This window comes from Chitinophaga niabensis (assembly GCF_039545795.1).
Taxonomy (GTDB): Bacteria; Bacteroidota; Bacteroidia; order Chitinophagales; family Chitinophagaceae; genus Chitinophaga; species Chitinophaga niabensis_B.
The window spans coordinates 5,116,868-5,139,552 of the sequence record NZ_CP154260.1 but is presented as its reverse complement, the minus strand read 5'-3'; the positions used below and the strand labels follow the sequence as shown (position 1 = coordinate 5,139,552).

Here is a 22,685-nt window from a genome sequence, read left to right as displayed (position 1 = left end):
TTAATATATGAACGCTGTTCCCAAAACAGTCGTAACAGATTTGCTATTAATCTAATTACCACTTTATGAACAAGAGACTATTCTTATTGGCGAGTAAGCCAGATTGGTTGGTTGTAACCAGGCTAATGCGGGTCGTGAAACTGACCACATTTTTGCTCATCGTGGCAAATTTTTGTGCAAATGCCAAGACCTTTGCCCAGATCACCATGTCGCAACGAAATGTATCGTTGGAAAAAGTATTTAAAGAGATCCACCGGAAAACAGGCTACCAGTTCTTTTACAAGGATGAGCTGCTGAAAGAGGCGAAGAAGGTGGATATTGATGTAAAAGATGCCAGCATTGAGGAAGTGCTGGACATCTGTTTCAAGGATCAGCCCTTTGGCTTCACCATCACACAGAAGACTATCACTGTTGTCAGGAAGAATGCAGTAAAAGTAGTGACTGGTCATCCATCACCGCCTGTTGTGATCAAAGGAAAGGTGACGGATTTTAACGGTGTCGGGCTTGCCGGCGTATCGGTTTCTGTAATCGGTTCCACTACCGGTGTGTTTACCGATATAGATGGTAATTTTACCATTACGGTTCCCGATAACAGCGTATTGAGTTTTACATTTATCGGATTTAAAACGGAGAACCTTCGTGTAGGCAAAGAGAATGCTACTATAGCTGTGATGCTTACCCAACAAGTATCTTCATTGAACGATGTAGTTGTGGTGGGCTACGGAACACAGAAGAAGGTATCTGTGGTAGGCGCTGTAACGTCTATCGGAACCAACGAACTGCGCCAAAGCCCTACTACCAACCTCTCTAATGCACTTGCAGGAAGGCTGCCTGGTTTGCTGGTGAACCAGTTTGTGGGTGGTGAGCCCGGTGTAGACCAGAGTGATGTGTTTATTCGCGGGATGGCTACTTACAATACAGGAAACAACTCTCAAAAGCCCATCGTGATCGTAGATGGTATCGAGCGCGACTTCCAGTATCTGAACCCGGAGGAAGTAGAAACCTTTTCCTTATTAAAGGATGCGTCCGCCACAGCGGTTTTTGGTGTAAGAGGTGCTAATGGTGTTATCCTGGTTACCACGCGCAGAGGTAAGTTGATGGACAAACCCAATGTTACCTTCAAAGCTGCCGGTGGTGTTTCCGCACCAATAAAATTCCCGGAGTACCTGGGCTCTGCAGATTATGCCATGTTATATAATGAGGCGCAGGACAATGATAAAAGTACCCGTACAAGATTTACTGCAGAGGCTATTGAGAATTTCAAGAAAGCAAAAGGTGATAACTCAGATGGTCTGGGCTATAACATAGATCTGTTCGATTATGCTTTCAAACCCAGTATGCAGCAGGATTACAGCCTGAACATCCAGGGTGGTAACAAGACCGTGAAATACTTTGTAATGGCTGGTTATATGAACCAGGATGGTAACTACAAGCATACCAAACTGAGCCCTTATAATACCAACGCGGTTTTTAAACGTTATAACTTCCGCTCCAATATCGACATCAATATCACGGATAATTTTTATGCGCGTTTGAACCTTGGTGGCCGCATCCAGAACAGGATCGCACCGGGTACTACCGCTGCGCGTGTGGTGAATATCGCCAATACGCAACCTTCTATCTATCCGATCATATTGGAGAATAACGAAAACCCGGCTAACAAGTCCCACATCTACAAACATCCGGAAGGTTTGTTGTTCGGTACTCAGTTGTATCGTTATAATATCCTTGGTGAGATAGCCTACTCAGGGTTTATCAATGAATACAAAACGTTCATGGATGGAAGTTTTGCACTCGGCCACAAATTGGATTTCATTACCAAGGGCCTGACCTTCGAAGTACAATATTCTTATGATGTACAGAGTGGTAATACCGTTAACAGAACAATCCCGCATGAGTCTGAAGGTTACCGCGAGTATGGAGGGTACGCTACTTTCTATCCGCAGGCCGGCGTTGATATATTCATGAATCCCACCGGCGGCCATTATGAGGGTGCATATATTACGCCGAAACGTTCGGATAATGCTACTATGAACAACGGTTATGATGGCAACACCCCGGGTGCACAACGCAAAAACCATTTGCAGGTGACATTGAACTATGCCCGCTCCTTCGGCAAACATAGTGTGAGCGGGATGTTGCTGGGACTCCGCCAACGCCGGACCCTGACCAATGAGGTTCCTTTTGGTAACCAGGGGCTGGCTTTCAGGGCCACTTACAACTACAACGATCGTTACCTGTTTGAGTTCAATGCCGGTTACAATGGATCGGAGAACTTTCCCAAAGGTGCCCGTTATGGTTTCTTCCCTGCCGTTGCCGCAGGATGGGTGATCAGCAACGAGAATTTCATGGAAAACTCCGTCATCAATTACCTGAAGGTGAGAGGTTCTTACGGATTGGTAGGTAGCGATCTGCTGCCAGGCATCCGTTTTGGTTACCTGCAGTTTTTTGAAGTAAATGGTGATACATACAATTTTGGTATTGGTCAGAATAACGGCGCACCGGCTAACGTATACGAAGCGCCATTGGCCAACCGGGCACTGACCTGGGAGAAAGCGAAGAAAGCCAATATTGGTGTTGAAGCAAGAACATTGAATAATCGCCTGAGCCTTACGGTAGATGTTTTCAAAGAGCATCGTTACGACATCCTTACCAATATCCCTAATGACTATGGAACCAGGAACGTATCTGCCGTTGTTGGTCAGAATGCGCCACAACTTAATCTGGGTGTGGTAGACAATAAAGGATTTGACCTGGAGGTCGGCTGGTCAGATAATATCGGCAAGAGTTTCAGCTATTACATTCGTCCGAATGTATCCTTTGCGAGGAACAAGATCATTTACATCAACGAAATAGAACGTATCGCTGCTAATGGCAAGAATGTAGACTATGCACGCCGTACCGGAAAGCGTATCGGTGAGCAGTTTGTATTTGAGTTCAGCCATTTTGTAAAAGACCAGGCGGAAGCGGACGCTTTGAATGCTTCCAACTATCAGAAATGGGGTGCGTTGATACCAGGGGATGTAGTGTATAAAGACCAGAATGGTGACGGACAGATCACAGATCAGGAAGATCGGATCGCGATGGGCAATCCCCGCAATCCTGAGATCCAGTTCGGTATTCCTATGGGGGTATCTTACAAAAGTTTTGATGTCAGCATCTTGTTCCAGGGTGCCACCAATACCAGTGTACAGTTGATCAATGCCGCAGCCTGGGATTTCCCGACTTACGGACAGGACATCATCGGTCGTGTGAAGAAATTCCACCTTGCCCGCTGGACACCGGCAACAGCAGCTACTGCTACCTATCCGGCATTGCACTACGGAACACATCTGAATAACAAAAACCCGAATAGCTCATTATTTCTCGCAGACGCTTCATACATGCGTTTGAAAAGCCTTGAAATTGGATATTCCCTCTCTCCCAAGTTCCTGAAGAGATTGGGGCTTGCGAAAACAAGGTTCTATGCTCAAGGCCTGAACCTGGCTACCTGGGACAAATTATCCACTTTCGACGTGGATCCCGAAACCAATACCGGCGGTGACTGGTATCCTATTCAGAAAGTATATAATCTGGGTGTTTACGTAACCTTCTAAAGCAGCAATCATGAAACAAAGAAAATATACCCTCTTAATAGCAATCAGCGCAATGATCAGCGCCAGCTCCTGCGAAAAATTCCTCGACAGGCAACCTGATAGCAAACTCAACGAACAACAGGTATTCACTAACTGGGACCGCGTAAACGGTGAAGCGAACAAATTGTATCGTGACATGCGGGACCGGGACAGAGGGATTGTTACCCTGCAGGATTTCTCCATTGCCGGTATAACCGATGAATGTAAAGGAACCAAGGTAGAAACAGGTACTCCTGACCTGTTCAACTTCGGAAGTTTTGGGCCATCCATCGGGATGCCTTCCAAAGCCAATGGTATTTACTGGCCGGATTATTATAACTCCATCCGCAAAGCGAATGTATTCCTGGAAGGGGTGAAAAAATATAATTCTCCGGACAACCCGCTTCGCGAAGGCGATCTGAAGAATCGTGTAGCCGAAGCAACTTTTCTGCGTGCATATTTTCACTGGCTGGCAGCCCGCTTCTATGGTGACATTGTTTATATGGATTATGTGGCCAGTGCCTCTGGTGGCGAGCAATTCGCCCGCCAGCCATGGCCTGAATTTGTGACGAAGATCGTCAAAGACCTCGACTTTGCCATTGCTGAGTTACCTGTACGGCATGATGATGGTGAATTCGGACGGGCGGACAAAGGTGCTGCGATGGCTTTAAAAGCGATTGTCCTTTATATGAACGCAAGCCCTATGTACAATGGAGGAAAATTGCCCGGCAGCGATACCCGTGCTGGCCGTACCCAATATGCTGCTTACGACAAGAGTAAATGGAAACTGGCCGCTGATGCTGCAAAAGCGGTGTTAGACCTGAAAAATGGTTCAACACCACGTTACAGTTTATATGCAGGGAAAGGGACTGACTGGCAGCCGGAAAGCAACAACAAGGTATATGCGAGAATAAAGCAGATCTATATCGATCAGCAGGCTATTATCAATGAGTGGGTATTTTACATTTCGAATAACAAGGCAGAATCATGGCAAGGTGACTATATTCCACCCTCTTATGGTGGTGGCGCCCGTTTGCAACCGATCCAGGAACAGGTGGATGAATATGAATTTGTAGGAAATGATGGTTACGGGTATGCTACTTACGATCCGCAGGCTGCAGCCAAAGGCTGGAACGTGAACGATCCATATGCTAAACGCGATCCCCGTTTTTATTCTGATATTATGTATCATGGCTGTACTTACCAGAACAAGGTGATCAATACAGCCAGCGGTGCAGATAAGATAGGGGCCAGTAATGCAACCTTCACAGGCTACTACCTGCGCAAGTTCTATCATGAAGATTGGAAACGCAGCGGCAGCTGGCCTTTACACTTTCCTGTTATCCGCCTGCCGGAAATGATGCTGATCTATGCTGAGGCAATGAACCGGTTCAGTGGTCCGGGTGCAGAAGTGTATGACATGTTGAACACCCTGCGCGCCCGCTCATTTATGGCGCCTGTGCCTCCCGGATTGGATGAAGAAGCAATGCACAAATACATTCAGCGTGAGAGGCGGGTTGAACTTTTCTATGAAAACAAGCGCTACTTCTATGCCCGCTGGAACCTGGAACCGGATTCTCCGGCAGAGCTGGCACAGCAAAACAGCTATGAAGGAGCTCCTAATCCCGCAGCAGTATGGCCTTATCCAAGAACGCAGCGCCTGGCGCATGGCATGCGTCCTGTTGAAGACCCCGCCGGTGCTATTGTAATTGGTGGAATTAAATACAGGATGGAGCGGTTTAAGTTGGAAGACAGGATCTTTACTTCGAAGAACTATTTCTGGCCGTTGATGCAAAGTGAGCTGGCCAATGCCCCCACCTTGATACAGAGCCCGAACTGGTAATAACTATTCTTTTATATCCAAAAGGCTGCCGGAACGCTGGCAGCCTTTTTTGACTTCTGACTATCCGGGATTCCCCCGCTTTAGCGTAAGCACAGTGATCTCAGGCCATATACCCACCCTTCCTTTTAATCCGTGATAACCGAAGCCCCTGTTCACATACAGGTACTTTCCATCCTGTTGATATAATCCTGCCCACTGTTTGTAGACGTACTTTACAGGGCTCCATTTAAACCCGAAAAGTTCAATGCCAAACTGCATCCCATGCGTATGCCCGGCCAGTGTAAGATGAACATGCTGATCATGGTCTACCGTCACTTCATCCCAATGTGAAGGATCATGCGACATTAATATTTTAAAAGCATTATCCGGTACTTCAGCAGTTGCTCTTTTCAGATCACCGTATTTGTGAAAGCCGCCTTTCCCCCAGTTCTCTACACCAATAAGCGCAATGCTCTGTCCCTGTTTGCTGATGGTTACCGATTCGTTCAGTAACAGTCTGAAGCCAATTTCAGCATGGATCTCTTTCAGGTGATTAAGATTGGCATCCTTGGCTGTAGCACTTTCCCATCTGATATAGTCCCCATAATCATGATTCCCTAAAACCGAGTATTTACCATAGGGCGCTTTAAGCTTTGCAAACAAAGGTATCCAGGGCATCATTTCCGAAGCCATGTTGTTCACAAGATCGCCTGTGAATAACAGCAGATCACTGTTTTGCGCATCTGCCATGTCAAGGCCTTTTTGTACACCTTTAACATCACTGAGACTACCGGAATGCACATCGGATAACTGTGTGATCGTGAAGCCGTCAAATGCTTCGGGCAGGTCGGGGAAGTACAAGGTTTCTCTTTTTATTTTATAAAAGTGCCTGCCGCGTGTTAAACCAAACAGGATGATCAGGAAAAATATCCCGGCGAGTACAGCCGCTGCTTCACTTACATAAATACTTCTCGGAGGAAACCCTTCAAACACCCGCACGATATCTTCCGCCAGCAAAACCAGTGAAGAAAATACTTTGGGAATGAACATCAGCAACATGGCTGATATCAGTATTGCAATAAAACGTTGTGCATTATTGCCCGTTCTGCGGGCAAATATGATAAACAGGATCCCTGCAAACAATGTAATGTCAATCAACCAATAACCTAAATGGACCAGCGGATTCCCTGTGAGGGTAGAGATCGCCTGATAGAAATAAATATCGCTCACCACAAAGATAAACAACATTAGTAAAAGCCGTCTTGCCATATAACGAATACGTTTATATAGATGACGAACAGCAGGCGGGAATATTTTATGATCGAACGATTTTGGGGTATTTTACCCTAAAAACCACTATATAACGCGTTACTATTCAGATCGTAACGTTTTTACCGGATTCGAAATGGCTCCCCTAGCCGCAATGAACAAAATATCTCTATAAATGTAAAAAGGCTTCCGGGCAGTATGTAGCACCCGGAAGGCTATTTATGATAAAAATATACTTTATCGCTTTGTACCCATAATGAATTGTACGATCAATATTGCACCGCAAACCAGGAGTAATACAAAGCCCAAAATTCCGAAGTTCAGTAAAGTGCTTGCATTATTCCAATGATTAACCTTGGCGAACATGCCTGTGATAACTAAAATCAATCCTATTAAAGCCCCGGACAAAATAATATTTTTCATAAGGATATCTTTTACGTTATAAATTGGTATGAATTAGATATAATTGAATAAAATGAGACCAGATTGAAAAAAGTGGGCCAGGTTCGCATGTAAATTAATGTTTTATTTTAAATTGTTTAACTTGGTTATTAGTTAAACACATCTATATGCAACGCAGAAAATTCCTTCAATCTTCACTTACTGTCACTGCAGGTATGATAACCCTCAGTCCTGCAATGGCTGGAGATAAGCAGCCCCCACAAAAAGAAATATACGAATGGCGTGAATATGAAATGCGCTTTGGTTCGGACCATATGCAATTGGAGAATTATTTTAAGACAGCACTTATTCCTGCGTTGAATAAATATGGTGTAAAAACAGTTGGTGTCTTCAAGGAATGGAGTCCATCGGAACCAGCTAAAATTTATTTACTGGTACCTTATTCTTCTCTTGACAACTATATTTTGATAAACGCCAAAGTAAAGGCGGATGCAGATTATATTAAAAATAGCGCCGCATACAACAGCATTCCAGCCGATAAGCCGGTATATAACCGCTTTGCTTCTTCTTTGATGATTGCTTTTGACGGCTGGCCTGCAATAGTTGTCCCGTCTGCTGGATCCCGCGTATTTGAATTAAGGACCTATGAGGGCTATAGTGAAGATGCTGTAAGAAGAAAAATTAAAATGTTTAATGATGGAGAGTATCCCATTTTTACCAGGGCGAAATTGAATCCCGTATTCTTTGGTGAAGTGATCGCTGGCGACAAGCAACCCCGGCTCACTTATATGATCACATGCCCCAGCATGGAAGAACGCAACAAAGGATGGTCTGTTTTCGTAGCTGACCCTGCGTGGAAAAAATTAGTGTCGGACCCTCAGTATGCAAATACTATTTCTATTATCAGGAATACTTTTTTGGTGCCGACATCCTATTCGCAGGTGTGAAATTTATTTGATCACTCCCGCTCAAACCTCCTCAGCCCGCCATCTACATCAAATTCTATAGACCATTTTTCCCTGCTGCCATTGATGGTCCCCGGATACCAGCGTACCCGGTTATCCCAGATGGAGATGTAAACACTCGTCAATGGCTTCGCGCCTTCGATCCCGGCAGCTTTCTCATTATAGGTCGAAGCAACTTTGGCTGCAGTGGAGAAATGGATCTTGTCAAGTGAAACCAGCCTGCTGGCAATACGGTCTTTTATGGATACCTGTTCGGGTCTGGGAGCAGACCAAACTCCGTTTTGATAGACATAGTTATCAATGTATTCAGGGTTCTCCGGGTGTTGCAGCATGGTGCGGATACTGCCATCACCGTAAAAATGAACAGAGGAGTAAATGAAGATCTCTTTACCCGCATATTGTGGCAGGCTTCTTAGTGCCTTTTCTGCTTTAAGCAAATGGGATTCTCCCAAAGAGGAGGAAGAACGTGGTTTAGTAGTGACGGATAAAGTAGAATCTATACGCCGTTGAATTGTTGAAGGAAGAACAGCATCTGTTTCTATCGTAACAGAAAAACTGGAATCTTTCCTTTTCTCTATATGCTGTGTGATCGCTTCTGTTTTAATAGTAATGGAAAAACTTGTATCACTGGACCAGGAGGTCGAAGAGGACGAAGGGGTATCAACCGGCTTTTTAACCGGCTCCGCAACAGGATGAAATGTTTCCTCAACAGTTTTTACCACCTGCTTACAGGACAACAACAAACAACAAGCGAAAAGAAATCGTTTCATCATGCATAACTTATTTCATCCAGATCGCGGGCAAATGCAATCTGCTGAGGATTTTCCTTAAGGTAGAAGATCTCTATTGCCTCCTGCCGCGTAACATTCAGATCAAGAAGGTCAACCAGTTTCTTTATACTGGCTTTATGCTTCTTGTAATGTTCATCCATAAATTCCAATTCAAAACGCACCATTGGCTGTTCATTGATATATGTTCCGGTTTGACTGGCACTTAGCAATTTGGCACTTGTGCGAATACCTTTGAACTTAATGATCATTGATTCATCCACATTACCCGAGAAAACAGAAATGAACTTACCGAACAACCTGTAACCCAGCATTACAATAGGGCAAACAAACAATGGATGATAGAAGCCGATAAAGCGCCACCCCATCCCGTTACTTTCCAATTCATATGAAAATACATAATAGCCGATGATGAGAGCTGTGAGCGCCAGCCAGCCAAGCACGGTCCACGTCATTATCATTTTCCTGATCCCCGCTTCGGAAGTAGCAAACATGAAATAGGGATAGGAAGCCATATCCTTATCGATCAGGATATCTATTTTCTTACCAACCTCAAAGCGGTGTTCCTCGGGTTTTCCATCATTTATACTTGTTTTTTGAGTGATCTCGGTATTCACCAGGTTCTTAAAAGATAATGTGAGTTCAAAGGTATCCGGATCTTTAGGATCGCTCTCCGCAGATAAGATCACAGCAGTGCGGGGAATACCATTTTCTTTTAACCGCTCAAAATTTCGCTTCGCAATGAAATTGGACAATATCCATTTGTGAAAATATCCCCACAACAGCATTCCCCATAGTATTAATGATGCCAACAGGATACCAAGTGCCATCCAGGGACTTGAGTAATCAATATCGGTGGATTCACTTTTGATGTTATAATACAGGAGCATCGGAAAGGGAACCGCAAAGAAAAGCATGTAAAGACTCCAGAATATACCCCAGGTGCGCGTCATGTTACCGGTTGAATTTTGGCGTTTCCACTAATTTGATATCATGATCCCTGGCATATTGGGTTCCGATATTGTAGAGCTTATCATACTTCACAAGGAATGTCTCGTATGATTTCTTATCGAGAGCTTCCATGGCTTTGGCGACCTCTTCTTCCGGTGCTTTTCGATCTATCATTTTGGCGATAGGTAAATGATCATTACGATAGCTATCCAGCGTGAACTGGAAGAGATCTTTAGAAGCATCCAGCATGGCTTTGGTATCTTTAGTGGGCAGAAGCTTGTTCACATTTTCCAGATTACCCTCTACCCGCAGGATCGCATATTTTATCTGTTCTTCATAATTAAATTGGCTGCTGCCCCTTTTGCTATACCCAAGTGCCGTAATAAAATAGTCGCTGCCGAAGTGGGAAACCGAATTAGCATTGAGTGCTGCCGCATCAAAGTACTTTTCTGGCGATGCAGGGAGTTTGCAGGCAGTCAGAAGAAGTAGCAGGATCAAAATTTTTCTCATAAGTTATTATTTTACGAATTCCAGAATAGGGTTTAGTATTTGTTCGATGTACTCCTTTTCCCGGGCCTGATGTTTTTTACTGGTGCCAAATGCAGCGCTGATCGTATAGTTCTTTACGAACTGATTCTTCTTCCGGCCCATTATATAGGTGATGTCGCCGTATTCTGAATTAGTAAGAATGGTCATTTCATCGAAAGCCATTAATCTCTTTTTGAAAAGGTTGACCCTGTATATGGAACGGGTGCTTTTGTCGAACAGGAACCGCACGTTCACATGGAAGAGGTAATCATAAATGATGTAGAATAGCAGGATTACGCCCGTAGCAATAACTATCCTTACGATATCCGCATCCAACAGGTTATGGAAAAATATCAGCGAACTAAATACCAGCACGAACAGGATCACAAACAGCCTGATCTTAGGCATGTAGGCGAAATAGGGCCGGATGCTTAATTCGTAAGGCGTTATTTTTAACTGGTACTTGTTCATTCAGGCTAATTCAATTCCCATAATCTCACTGAGCTCATTTACGGCATTTTGTGCCGGACGGGCACTGAAAAGTCCCACAACCACCGGCACTCTTTTTTCCCTTCCATTCTGGTCGAAGATGAGGAAGGCGGTGCTGTCCATCGTAATGGCTTTAAAGAGGTAGCTGCTGGTGAGCACATAGAACTGCACGAACTCATCAAAGCGGTAGGTGACCTCGGGGCTCAAAACATTATTTTTGTGCACAATGGTTTGGGCCGCCGTGTCGATCGTGAGCTTTTTGGTGGATCGCAGCAGGTTGATCAGGCCAAATAGGATAAAGAACCCGGCTCCGATAGCACCGATCTTTTTCTCTGGCGGAAGGAGAAAGTATAAACCTGCGGCTATCCCCAGGCAGATGAGCGAACGGAGCAAAGCTGTAGAGAATTTGCTCTTCAGGTGGAATTTGCTTCCTTCTTGTATGAAATAATTGTACCGGGTCATAGTGTTACAAATCTCCATCAAACCCCGGCCTGTTTCCAAATCCCGGTATCCTACAGGTCATCTACCTCTTGGAAAAAGGGCATCTACAATACGTCTACAACTCAGCTATAAGCATTGATTATCAATAAAATGTATAAACGCCCGTATCTGAATCTTAGCGATTTATTGTAATTTTGACGGCATGAAATACTGCCTATATATAATAGTTATGCTGATGCCCTTTGGCAGTATCGCGCAAACAGCGGAATTGTACCAGCAGGCAGAAGTATTCCGGATCAATAAGAATTATAAGGAAGCGGAAGCCAGGGCAAGACAAAGTGCTGCCCTTGCATTGCAACATGGTAACTATACGGATGCCACAAAGGCTTACACCCTCCTTACAGACATTAAGATCAATAGCCAACAGCTGACGAACCTGAAACAGGTCAGTGATTCTGCCCTGCTCTTAGCACAATTGGCCAAAAATCCTGGTGCCATGGCTTATGGATATTATTCCCAGGTGTTATTGTACAAGATGCTGGACAACGGGGAGGATGTAGTGAGATTCTGCAATAAGGGGCTGAAGGAGTTGGAGCAGGTAGATGATCCTTACATCGCTGCCAAGATCTATTACCGGTTGTATGTGGTTTATTCCGACTGGAACAATGAAGCCCGGGTGAATACCTATGCCCGGAAAGCCACAGAAAATGCGCTGCGTACAAAAGATTATAATCTCATGAGCAATTGCTATATGGCATTGTCCGTAGCACATGAGTATAATTATAATAGTACCAAAAGCCGGTCGCAACTGGATAGTACCCTGTTCTATCTGAACAGGGTGGAAGCGCTGTATCAGCAATACCCCGGGCAGGTGGCTAAGTTTACTTATGCCATTGCCTGTATTAACCTGGCCAATTGTTACCTCAGGTATTTTCCGGAAACAACAACGGAAGGTATTCATTACGCCAGCACGGCCCGGGCCGTCTTAAAAGATTTACCGAATACAGAAGAAGTAGTGGCGAGCAGTTTAGGTATCTTAAGTGAATATGCGGGCAAGGCAGGAAATAAAGCGCAGACGGAAAGTTATCTGCTGGAGGCTTATAGTGTAATTAAATCCCAGCAACCTCCTTATTATTATACACTCATTAATGTGGTACAGGCGCTGTCCATATTTTACGAACAGCAGGGAGATCAGAAAAAGGCCCTGGAATTTCAGAAGGAAGTAACGGAATACAATAACAAGAACTTCAACCAGAAGCAGGCACTGAATGCCCAAAAGCTGGAAATTCAGTATGAAACGGAAAAGAAGAATAACGAGGTACAGATACTGAAAGAACAGGAGCGGAACCGCAGGTTGCAGAGCTATTTATATGGGGCCATTGCACTGGTTGCGGTATTAGGTTTGATAATTATGTACCGTGCCAACCGTTTCAGAATGCGTTATGCGCTGCAGCGGGAAAGGCAGCTGCAACTAAAAGTAAAACTGGAGAAAGAAGAGCAGGCCAGGCTGAAGGCAGAACAGCAACTCCTGGAAACACAGCAGCAGCAATTGAAGAAAGAGGTGATGGCGAATGTGTTGCAGCTGGAACATAAGAATCAGACCTTATTGAATATAAAGGATAAACTCGCGGAAGGAGATAAGGTGAATATGCAAAAGATCCTTAAAGAAGAAATGATACTCGACAGCAATTTTGAACATGCAAAATTGCAGATCCAACAAGTGCACCCGGACTTTTTCTACCTGATCAATGAAAAGGCACAACGAAAACTCACCCTGCTTGACCTCAAGCTTTGCGCCTACCTATACCTCAAAATGGATACCCGCCAGATTGCCCATCTGATGAATATTGAAGCCAAAAGCGTAAGAATGAGCCGCTACCGTATCAAGCAGAAGCTAGGCCTGGATAAGGAAGAAGACCTGAATAGTTTCCTCCAGGGGCTTGGCGCTTAAGTATACAATCCTGCAACCACAACTACCCCTTCCCCCTTTTATTTTCAGAACAAAAGTTTTGAAATATGAAAAACCTGCTTATCTTTATACTGTCAGACCAGACCAGAACAGACCAGTGGGCATATCAACCAGGTAAATTCCAGAAGACTATTATTCACTTTCCAAAACACCGTTATGAAAAAGGTAACCTAGATGCCTTAACCATTTACTATTAACGCTTCCACGGCTCATACTTTCCACAAACCAAACAAATGCTGTTATGAAAAGAACAAAGCATAATGGGCATCCTATTGCCTTTGCCTTCCAGACGGAATACCCGCTTAAGGCGTTTATCCTCCTATTCCTTTTACTGTGCAGTGCTGTTTTATCCTCTGCACAGAACAATGCCCGCGTGATCAGCGGAAAAATAAAGAATGATAATGGTGAGTTCATTCCAGGCGCCACCATTATGGAAAAGAACAGTAAAACAGGTGCCATCTCTGATAACAATGGAAATTACTCTATCAGGGTTTCCGGCAACAATGCCATATTGGTGATCTCTGCAACAGGCTTCACTGCCACAGAAATTCCTGTTGGCGAAAGGAGCAGCATAGATATTACCCTTCAGAATGAAAACAAAGAGTTGAATGAAATAGTGGTGATCGGTTATGGTGCCAGGAAAAAAACAAATCTTACAGGAGCAGTTTCTGCTGTTACCGGTAAAGAACTGCAAAAATCCCCCGCCGTAAATATCACTAATTCCCTTGCTGGCCAGGTTCCCGGCCTGATAGCAAATACCAGGAGCGGTGAGCCGGGGAATGATAATGCGGAGATCTTTGTACGTGGTAAAGCTACATTGGGAAGCACCGGCGCACTGGTTGTAATAGATGGTGTTCCAGACAGGTCTGGTGGTTTTGCCAGGCTCAACCCTGCAGATATTGAATCGATCTCTGTTATTAAAGATGCCACAGCGGCTATTTACGGTGCCCGTTCTGCAAATGGTGTTATCCTCGTTACCACAAGAAGGGGGCGCTCCGGTACGCCTGTATTATCTTTTAGCACCAACTGGGGTTTCACACAACCTACAAGGGTACCGAAGATGTTGAATTCTTATGAATATGCTGTGGCTACAAACGAGTATGATGTATTGCGCGGGCAGCAGAAAACCTGGCCGGATGCAGATATTCAGCTGTTCAAAGATGGCTCCGATCCCCTCGGCCATCCTAACAGTAATTGGTGGAATGCCATTATGAAAACATGGGCCATGCAGCAGAATCATGTTGTTTCGCTCAGCGGTGGTACGGAGAAAGTAAAGTATTATCTCTCCGGTCAGTACCAGCATCAGGATGGTATTTACAAACAAAGCGCCGCTTATTATAAACAGGCGCAGGCAAGGGCTAACATAGATGTAACCGTAACAAACAGTTTGAAAGTAGGGATAGATGTATTATACCGTAATGAGTTCCGCAATGCAGCCAAGCCAGGTTACGATGCTGGTGGTATATTCAGGGAATTGTGGCTGGCTTATCCTTACCTGGTGCCGAAATACCCTAATGGGAATGTAGGGCCGGGCATCGGTGGCGGGCCTGATAACAGCATGATCTATATCACAAACGGAGATGCCGGTTACCAGCGTTTTACCAATGATTACCTGCAAACAAAAGCTTCTTTCAACTGGGACCTTTCCAAAATTACAGACGGGCTTTCCCTGGATGGTTATTATGCTTACGATCTTACACTGAACAGAACAAAACAATTTGTACAAACACCACCACCTGCATACAGGTATAATCCTTCCACGAAAGACTATACAAGGATAGTATCCTCCATCACCCCCAATCTCAATGAATTAAGGGGTTCTGTACGGCAGAAACTCCTGAACCTGCGGATGAATTACAGCAGGAAGTTTAATGATCATGCACTGGATGCTTTTGTTGCCTTTGAAAGGTTCCAGGGCCAGGCTGATAACATTACCGCTTACAGGTCTAACTTCCTCAGCAATTCCCTGGATGAGTTGTTTGCGGGCAGCCTCATCGGGCAGCAGAATAATTCCTCCGCAGCAGAATCAGGCCGTATCAATTACATCAGCCGTATATCCTATAATTTCAGGAATAAGTATCTCCTGGATTACAATATGCGTTATGATGGATCGCAGAATTTCCCCGAAGGTAAACGTTATGGTTTCTTTCCCGGTGTGTCTGCTGCATGGCGTATTTCACAGGAATCTTTCTTCCGCTCATCTTTCGTCAGTGATCTTAAGCTGAGAGCATCCTGGGGTAAAACCGGTAACGATGCTGTGAGTGCTTTCAACTATATTCAAACGTACCTGTTTGGTACAGGCTTCGGTTATTCACTGGGCCCCAATGCATCACAGGTAAGTTCGCTGAACCTCGGGCCTACACCCAACAGGGACATCACCTGGGAGGTGGCCAACACTACAGATCTGGCAATAGAATCTCAATTCCTGAATGGGAAGATCGGCCTGAGCCTTGATTACTTCCGGTCTATGCGCACGGGCATCCTGATTGCACGCAGTGAATCTGTTCCCGGTTATACAGGCCTTACCTTACCATTAGAGAACCTGGGCCGTGTGCTGAACAGGGGGATTGAGCTGGAAGCATCTTACAATAACAGAACAGGAAAAGACTTCTCTTATGCTGTAAGAGGGAACATGACGTTCGCACGGAACAAAGTGATCTATATGGATGAAGCGAAAAATATTCCTTCCTACCAGCAAAAAACAAACCTCCCGATCGATGCCTGGTTCCTTTATCAATCAGATGGTATTTACCAGAACCAACGGGAAATAGATAACAGCCCGCATCCTGCAGGAACTGCTCCCGGCGATATCCGTTACAAGGACCTCAACAATGATAAACAGATCAATGGACTGGATATGGTAAGGATGCCATTGGTGAGAACACCTGAGATCATCTTTGGTACTGCATTCAATTGTACCTGGAAAAATATTGATGTTTCTGTTTTCTTCCAGGGGCAGGCAAGGGCCAAATCTTATCTCGCACCGGCAGGACTTAACCTGGCCAGGGAATTTTTCACGGACCGCTGGCAGAAAGAAGGTGATAATACTTATCCCCGCAATTTCAGCGGGCCCACCGGCAGAACATTCGGTGTAAATACAATGGCTTCCGACTTCTGGTTACGCAATGCTGCCTTTGTACGATTGAAGAATGTGGAGATCGGTTATAACCTGCCATCTTCCTGGCTGGGCAGAGCAAAGATACAGGGCGCCAGGATCTATGTGAACGGAAACAACCTGTTCTCTATCGATAAGTTCGGGCCATCTTATGATCCTGAAATACCAAACGATAATGGCTACTATTATCCGCAACAGCGGATCGTTAACATCGGTGCGAATCTCAGTTTCTAACGATAACAAATAGAAAAATGAAAACATTATATATGTACATGTTTGCCGTAGCCATGTTGCTCAGCGCATGTAACGACACACTGGACCTTAAGCCGAAAAATGCTTATTCTGAAGATGATGTATGGGGTGATCCCAAACTTACGGAAGTTTTCGTGAATGGCATCTACGACAGGGCTGTGCTGGCATATAAGGATGCCGGCTATGGATGGGCAGCGCAAACAGATGAGCTATATGGAAATTTTAACTGGACCAATGAGAATGTATATGTGCGGGGAGAAGCTACGCCGGATAATCAGACCAGTGGTTCGCTGAACAACTGGAATAGCTTGTACACCGCGATCCGTTATTGCAATACCTTCTTCCTAAACATTAACAAAGTTGATTCTGTAGGGAATGAAAGTCTTATCCGCCGTATGAAAGGAGAAGTATACTTCCTCCGGGCAATGGCTTACTTTGAATTGCTGAAACGTTTTGGAGGTGTACTGCTGATCACCAAGGTCTATGATGTGACAGATAAAACCTTTACGGAAAAAAGAGCTACCTGGCAGGAAACAAAAGATTTTATCCTGGCAGACATAGCACAGGCAGTGCAACTGTTGCCTGCATCTCAAAGTAGCGATATGAATAAGGGCAGGGCTACCGCAGGGGCTGCCCTCGCACTGAAATCCCGTTTGCTGTTGTATGCGGCAAGTCCTTATTTCAACAAAACCAATGATCAGCAATTATGGCGTGATGCAAGGGATGCCGCTAAAGCGGTGATTGATTACAATGGCAAAATGTTTAGCTTGTATGGTAACGCCGGCACTGGTACTTATAATAAGACCTTCCTTGATTTCTTCAATACTGAAGTGATCTTTGGAAGGGTGTACAGTGGCCTGGTGAAGGCAGATAGGTATAATACGGTGAGCAGGGACCTTAGTCCTAATGGATACGATGGCTACAGTGCATACAATGTGATCCAGCAAATGGTAGATGAGTTTGAAATGGCAGATGGTACCGCCTTTAGCTGGAATAATCCAACCCATGCACAAAATCCTTATGCTAACAGGGAGTCCCGTTTCTATGCGGATATACTGGCCAACAACCAACAGTTTAAAGGAAGGCTTACGCAGTTCTATGAAGGTGGAGACGATTCTCCGCAAAGCCCCTATTCTCCCTGGAATGCATCTAAAACACGGTATTGCATGCGGAAAATGGTGGATGAAGCGGTAGACTGGAAAAAGCAGGATTTTGCAGCAACGCAATGGGTAGTGTTCCGTTTGTCAGAAATGTATCTTAACTATGCGGAAGCTTGTGCTGCATTGGGGCAATACGGAGAAGCCCGCACTTATCTGAATGATCTGAGACAACTGAAAGCAGGATTGCCTGCTGTAACTGCTCCTGATGCGGGATTGATGGACAGGATAAAACATGAGCGGAGAATTGAACTTTGCTTTGAAGGGCATCGTTATTTTGATATCAGAAGATGGGGTATTGCTGAAGTGGGTTCGGAAGATGCTAAAGGTGTGGTGATCACCAAACAGCCAAATGGCACCTTTACTTATCAGCAGATCACGGTGGAAGAAAGAACATGGGTACCCAGCTTTTATTTCTACCCGATACCACGTACAGAAATACAGAAGAACCCGGGCATCACACAGAATCCAAGTTATAATTAATACAATAAGCAGGGCTGAATGGCCCTGCTTATAAGAAATACTTTTCCATGTTTATCAGGTCCTTATTATTGTTACTGATTTGTTTAAAGGGAAATGCACAACAGATTGTATTTCATTCTTCCAATGCTAAACTGGAAGCCGCTTTCAGCTGGGCGCAGCAAACAGCTTTATCTTACAAGGGGCACAAGGATGATCCTGTTGGCCCCTGGTATGAATCAGCCTTGCCACCAAGGTCTGCGTTCTGCATGCGGGATGTGGCTCATCAATGTATTGGTGGGGAAATACTGGGGCTGGCTGCAGAGAACCGGAATATGCTAACGCTGTTTGCTAAAAATATTTCGAAAGGAAAAGACTGGTGTTCCTATTGGGAAATGAACAAACATGGTCTGCCTGCCCCTGAAGATTACCGGAACGATAAAGAGTTCTGGTATAACCTGAATGCGAATTTTGATATCATGAATGCCAACTGGCGGATGTATCTGTGGACGGGGAATAAGCTTTTTATCAATGATCCAGTCTTTCGCAACTTTCATGACAGATCTGTTGATGAATATATCAGCACCTGGATCTTACAGGCAGATTCGCTGCTGGTAAGACCAGCTTATCCGAATACACCCATTCCTTTCAATGAAAACGATGCTTTTCATCGTTGCCGGGGACTGCCTTCTTATTCAGAAGGTGTGCCGCATCTGAAAATGGGTGTTGATCTGATCGCAGCTTTGTACAGAGGATTGGAAACATATGCCGCTATACTGGAAACCGGTGGGCAACGTGCTAAAGCTGCAGGATACCGGCTTAAGGCTGAGCAGTATCGCCGCCATATAGAAAATACCTGGTGGGATGCCCAGGCACAGCAATATCAGACGCATGTTACCAATGACGGGGCCTTTGGAAAAGGAGAGGGTGAAACCTTCCTGCTTTGGTTTGATGCACTGAAAGATAGTACCCGCGCCAGGAGAACAATAGAGCATCTGGTATCGAATGACTGGAATGTGGAGAATCTGTCTTATTTTCCGGTAGTGCTGAGCAGGTATGGTTATTACGATCAGGCATTGCGGTATATACTTCATCTGGCTGATCCTGGTACAAAGAGAAGGGAATATCCGGAGGTGTCTTTTGGTGTAGTGGAAGGGATCATCCAGGGTTTGATGGGAGTTGATGCCGATGCACGGTATAACAGGATAAGCACCCTGTTCAACGGGAAGCAGGAGGATACGCTCTCTGCGGAAAACATTCCGGTACTTTCAGGGCATATTACTGTAACTGAATATAGGAAAGGAACTACGCTGCAATACCAGGGAAATACTGCTATTGTATGGCGGGCGAAATTCTCCGGGCGGCACGCTTTTGTTAAAACAGGGAACAGGAAGATAAAAGCATTGCAGGAATTGGATAAACGGGGTAATTTTATCTCTTATGCAGATGTGAAGCTGCAGCCGGGAAAGGCGATGACAGTAACTGTCGACTAAAATATCATGGATGCGAAATGTATTTGAAAAAATAAGAGAACTGGAAGAAGTAGCAGCTTACTCTAAGCGGGACCGCCTGGTGCAGGGGATCATTAATGCCATCAATGAAAAGGTGTTGCAGATGGATGATCCGCTCCCTTCCGTGAACACACTGATCAGGGAGTTGAAGTTTTCACGGGAAACGATTGTGAAAGGGTACCAGGAGCTTGTAAGCAGAGGGATCATTGAATCAAAGTACCGGCTTGGATATTTTGTAGCGCATGGGAATACAGAGCAGGTGATGAAGGTAGCACTGCTGATGTACAACCTCGATACTTTTGAAGAGCAGTTCTACAGGAATTTCAGGCATCAGCTGGGTAAGGGTGTGGAGCTGAATATTTTCTTTCATCACGGTAATATAGAGATCTTCGAAACGATACTGTTACAGATCAGGAGTAAATATGGGATGTATGTGGTTGCACCTATCCCTCACCCGAGGTCAAAGGAGTTGCTGGATACCATTCCCCGCAACAAGTTCCTGATGTTTGACAGGTATGAACCATTGGAAGGAGAGTTCAATTACATCACCCAGGAGTTCAAACAATCGTCCTACAACGCATTTAAACAACTGGCAAAAGAGATCAAACAATTTGATGAAATGATCTTCCTGCATTCCCCGGAATCGCTGGACCCCAAGGAGATCGTTTCTGCCTTCAAAAAATTCCTGAAGGACTTTAAGATGAAAGGCAGCATTGTAAATGAGTTCACCCCGGGCATGGTAGAAAAAGGGAAGGTATACTTTACCCTGGACAACTTTGCCATGTGGGAAATACTGCGGGAGTGCGAAAAAAAGAAATTTAAACCCGGTAAAGATGTAGGCCTGTTATCCCATAACGATGAGCCTGCAAAGGAGTTCGTAGGGATCACTACGTATTCCACAGACTTTGCCCTGATGGGCAAAATGGCCGGCCAGGCCGTTATTAACAGGGAAAAGATCCAACAGATCATCCCCACAGCACTGGCAAAGAGAAAAACACTTTAAAAAGATCCAGATGAGATATGTACTTGCGTGGCTATTATTAGCCTCATCCCCTTTGTGTGCCCAATTGAAATGGCAAATGCAGCCGGATGGCGGAATTATATGGAAGGTAAAAAAGAATGATATCCATGCTGACCATATAGAAATGAGTGGAAAGAAGATTTCGGCTATTATCTATTATGGAAAGGACAGTGCAGGCGGTTTACTGCTGAAACAGAAACTTGTTTTTCCAATGCTTCGTACTATCCCCAATGATACAAGAGGAAGCCTGATCCGGACCTTTAATCAGCATATCATGGATTCTGTAAAGGTAAATGGCGTTTATGTACGGGAGATACCGCAGTCCTTTTATATTAAAGGATACCTGCAATCTGAAAGCACCACGAAGAGTGACCTGTTCATCAAAAGACAAATGTTTCCTTCAACAGAAAAAGCTGCATACATAGAAAAATATACTTTATCCAATACAGGGAAAAAACCACTATCCCTAAACATTCCTATGCAGGATAAGAACATTGTAACGGATGCTGCAACTGGTGTTGATGGGGCTTATACCATAAACTACCGGGTGTATAATGGAGGCGATCTTGTATTACAACCGGGAGAAAAATGGACGTTTGCTGTTGTAATATCTGCAGCCGGTTTTATTTCAGCAGATTATGAATTTGAAAAGCGGAAAGCGCTGGTAACGCAGCTGGGAGAATCCCTTGTGCTGGAAACCCCTAATGATACCATTAACAGGATGTTCAGCTTTGCCAAAATACGCGCGGCAGAAAGTATTTTCGATACAAAACAGGGCCTGATGCATGCTCCCGGTGGTGGTGAATACTATGCTGCTATCTGGGCCAACGATCAGGCGGAATATGTGAACCCTTTTTTCCCCTTCCTGGGAAATGCAGAAGGAAATGAATCTGCCAGGAATAGTTTCCGGCTCTTTGCCCGGTATATGAATGATGACTACAAACCTATTCCCAGTTCCATTGTTGCAGAAGGTGCTGATTTCTGGAATGGCGCAGGAGACAGGGGAGATCAGGCGATGATCGCTTATGGCGCTTCTCTCTTTGCTTTATATTCAGCTGATACGGTTAATGCAAAACGCCTCTGGCCATTGATCTCCTGGTGTAATGAATACCTGCGCCGCCATAAAACAAAGGAAGGGGTGATCACCTCGGATTCTGATGAACTGGAAGGCAGATTTAAAGCGGGCCGTATCAACCTGTCCACCAATGTGCTGGCCTATGGGGCATTTGTATATGCATCCAGGCTGGCTGCATCTCTTGGTTTACGGCAGGATGTGAGCAGGCTGCAACAGGAAGCCTCACAGTTAAGAAAGGATATTGAGAGCTATTTCGGTGCTACGGTGGAAGGATATAAAACTTACCGTTATTATGAAGATAATAAGGTATTACGTTCCTGGATCTGCATACCACTGGTGATGGATATTTTTGACCGCAAAGAGGGAACTGTTCATGCCTTGCTTTCTCCAAGGCTTTGGACAAAGAACGGGATCCTCACAGAAGCTGGTTCTGCCACTTTCTGGGACAGGTCTACCTTGTATGCTTTTCGTGGCATGCTGCGGGCAGGGGTAGTAGATACTACGCTTCCCTATCTTAAATATTATTCTTCACAGCGCCTGCTGGGTAACCATGTACCCTATGCCATAGAAGCATGGCCTGAAGGAGATCAGCGGCACCTCTCTGCAGAAAGCGGGCTTTATTGCAGGGTTATAACGGAAGGGCTGTTTGGCTTTGATCCCCTGGGCTTTTCTCAATTTACCATCTGCCCGCGTTTGCCGAAAGAATGGAACAGTATGAAGCTGCGGAATATCAGGGCTTTCAACAGGAACTTTGATATTGAAGTGAGCAGGCATAAGATCAATGTTGTGTCGGAAGGTAAAATGATAAAAAGCATTAATTGGGATGGCCATAGCCCGGTTAATTTGACTTTTTGAAT

General features: G+C 44.8%; 16 protein-coding genes. 10 read left to right on the top strand and 6 right to left on the bottom strand.

Features of this window, described 5'->3' with window-relative positions:
* Positions 1–65: 65 nt before the first annotated feature.
* Positions 66–3,596, top strand: a complete 3,531-nt coding sequence (locus tag AAHN97_RS20300; RefSeq protein WP_343303913.1) for a TonB-dependent receptor — start codon at positions 66–68, stop codon at positions 3,594–3,596.
* A 10-nt stretch (positions 3,597–3,606) separates the two neighbouring features.
* Positions 3,607–5,457, top strand: coding sequence for a RagB/SusD family nutrient uptake outer membrane protein (locus AAHN97_RS20295; protein ID WP_343303912.1), 1,851 nt, complete (start codon positions 3,607–3,609; stop codon positions 5,455–5,457).
* 60 nt (positions 5,458–5,517) lie between these two features.
* Here the strand turns inward: AAHN97_RS20295 and AAHN97_RS20290 are convergent, their stop codons facing one another.
* Entirely contained in the window at positions 5,518–6,705 is a 1,188-nt protein-coding gene (locus AAHN97_RS20290) for a metallophosphoesterase (RefSeq protein ID WP_343303911.1), read from the bottom strand.
* 569 nt (positions 6,706–7,274) lie between these two features.
* Between AAHN97_RS20290 and AAHN97_RS20285 the strand changes: the two genes are divergently transcribed.
* Positions 7,275–8,054, top strand: coding sequence for an NIPSNAP family protein (locus tag AAHN97_RS20285; protein WP_343303910.1), 780 nt, complete (start codon positions 7,275–7,277; stop codon positions 8,052–8,054).
* Between the two features lie 11 nt (positions 8,055–8,065).
* Here the strand turns inward: AAHN97_RS20285 and AAHN97_RS20280 are convergent, their stop codons facing one another.
* From AAHN97_RS20280 to AAHN97_RS20260, 5 genes are read right to left on the bottom strand one after another with little or no spacing between them, the layout of a single operon-like run.
* Positions 8,066–8,845, bottom strand: coding sequence for a hypothetical protein (locus AAHN97_RS20280; RefSeq protein WP_343303909.1), 780 nt, complete (start codon positions 8,843–8,845; stop codon positions 8,066–8,068).
* Positions 8,842–9,813: a hypothetical protein gene (locus AAHN97_RS20275; protein ID WP_343303908.1), complete on the bottom strand. Its 972-nt coding sequence runs from the start codon at positions 9,811–9,813 to the stop codon at positions 8,842–8,844. Before AAHN97_RS20275 ends, AAHN97_RS20280 begins: the two co-directional genes overlap by 4 nt.
* 1 nt (position 9,814) lies before the next feature.
* Positions 9,815–10,321: a hypothetical protein gene (locus AAHN97_RS20270; protein ID WP_343303907.1), complete on the bottom strand. Its 507-nt coding sequence runs from the start codon at positions 10,319–10,321 to the stop codon at positions 9,815–9,817.
* 6 nt (positions 10,322–10,327) lie between these two features.
* Positions 10,328–10,810 (bottom strand): hypothetical protein, encoded by a 483-nt coding sequence (locus AAHN97_RS20265; protein ID WP_343303906.1) that lies wholly within the window; start codon positions 10,808–10,810, stop codon positions 10,328–10,330.
* Positions 10,811–11,290, bottom strand: a complete 480-nt coding sequence (locus AAHN97_RS20260) for a hypothetical protein (RefSeq protein ID WP_343303905.1) — start codon at positions 11,288–11,290, stop codon at positions 10,811–10,813.
* Between the two features lie 181 nt (positions 11,291–11,471).
* On the opposite strand from AAHN97_RS20260, the gene AAHN97_RS20255 reads away from it, so the two are divergent.
* The 7 genes from AAHN97_RS20255 (at position 11,472) to AAHN97_RS20225 (ending at position 22,683) form a co-directional block, all read left to right on the top strand.
* Entirely contained in the window at positions 11,472–13,220 is a 1,749-nt protein-coding gene (locus AAHN97_RS20255) for a helix-turn-helix transcriptional regulator (RefSeq protein ID WP_343303904.1), read from the top strand.
* Between the two features lie 65 nt (positions 13,221–13,285).
* On the top strand, positions 13,286–13,435 hold the full coding sequence (locus tag AAHN97_RS20250) for a hypothetical protein (protein ID WP_343303903.1): 150 nt from the start codon (positions 13,286–13,288) through the stop codon (positions 13,433–13,435).
* Positions 13,436–13,479: 44 nt separating this feature from the next.
* Positions 13,480–16,587, top strand: coding sequence for a SusC/RagA family TonB-linked outer membrane protein (locus AAHN97_RS20245; protein WP_343303901.1), 3,108 nt, complete (start codon positions 13,480–13,482; stop codon positions 16,585–16,587).
* 17 nt (positions 16,588–16,604) lie between these two features.
* On the top strand, positions 16,605–18,245 hold the full coding sequence (locus tag AAHN97_RS20240) for a RagB/SusD family nutrient uptake outer membrane protein (protein ID WP_343303900.1): 1,641 nt from the start codon (positions 16,605–16,607) through the stop codon (positions 18,243–18,245).
* Between the two features lie 47 nt (positions 18,246–18,292).
* On the top strand, positions 18,293–19,714 hold the full coding sequence (locus AAHN97_RS20235; protein ID WP_343303899.1) for a hypothetical protein: 1,422 nt from the start codon (positions 18,293–18,295) through the stop codon (positions 19,712–19,714).
* A 10-nt stretch (positions 19,715–19,724) separates the two neighbouring features.
* Positions 19,725–20,735 (top strand): GntR family transcriptional regulator, encoded by a 1,011-nt coding sequence (locus AAHN97_RS20230; RefSeq protein WP_343303898.1) that lies wholly within the window; start codon positions 19,725–19,727, stop codon positions 20,733–20,735.
* Between the two features lie 10 nt (positions 20,736–20,745).
* A complete protein-coding gene (locus AAHN97_RS20225; protein ID WP_343303897.1) occupies positions 20,746–22,683 on the top strand; it encodes a hypothetical protein in 1,938 nt (645 codons plus the stop codon).
* The last annotated feature ends 2 nt before the right edge of the window (positions 22,684–22,685 follow it).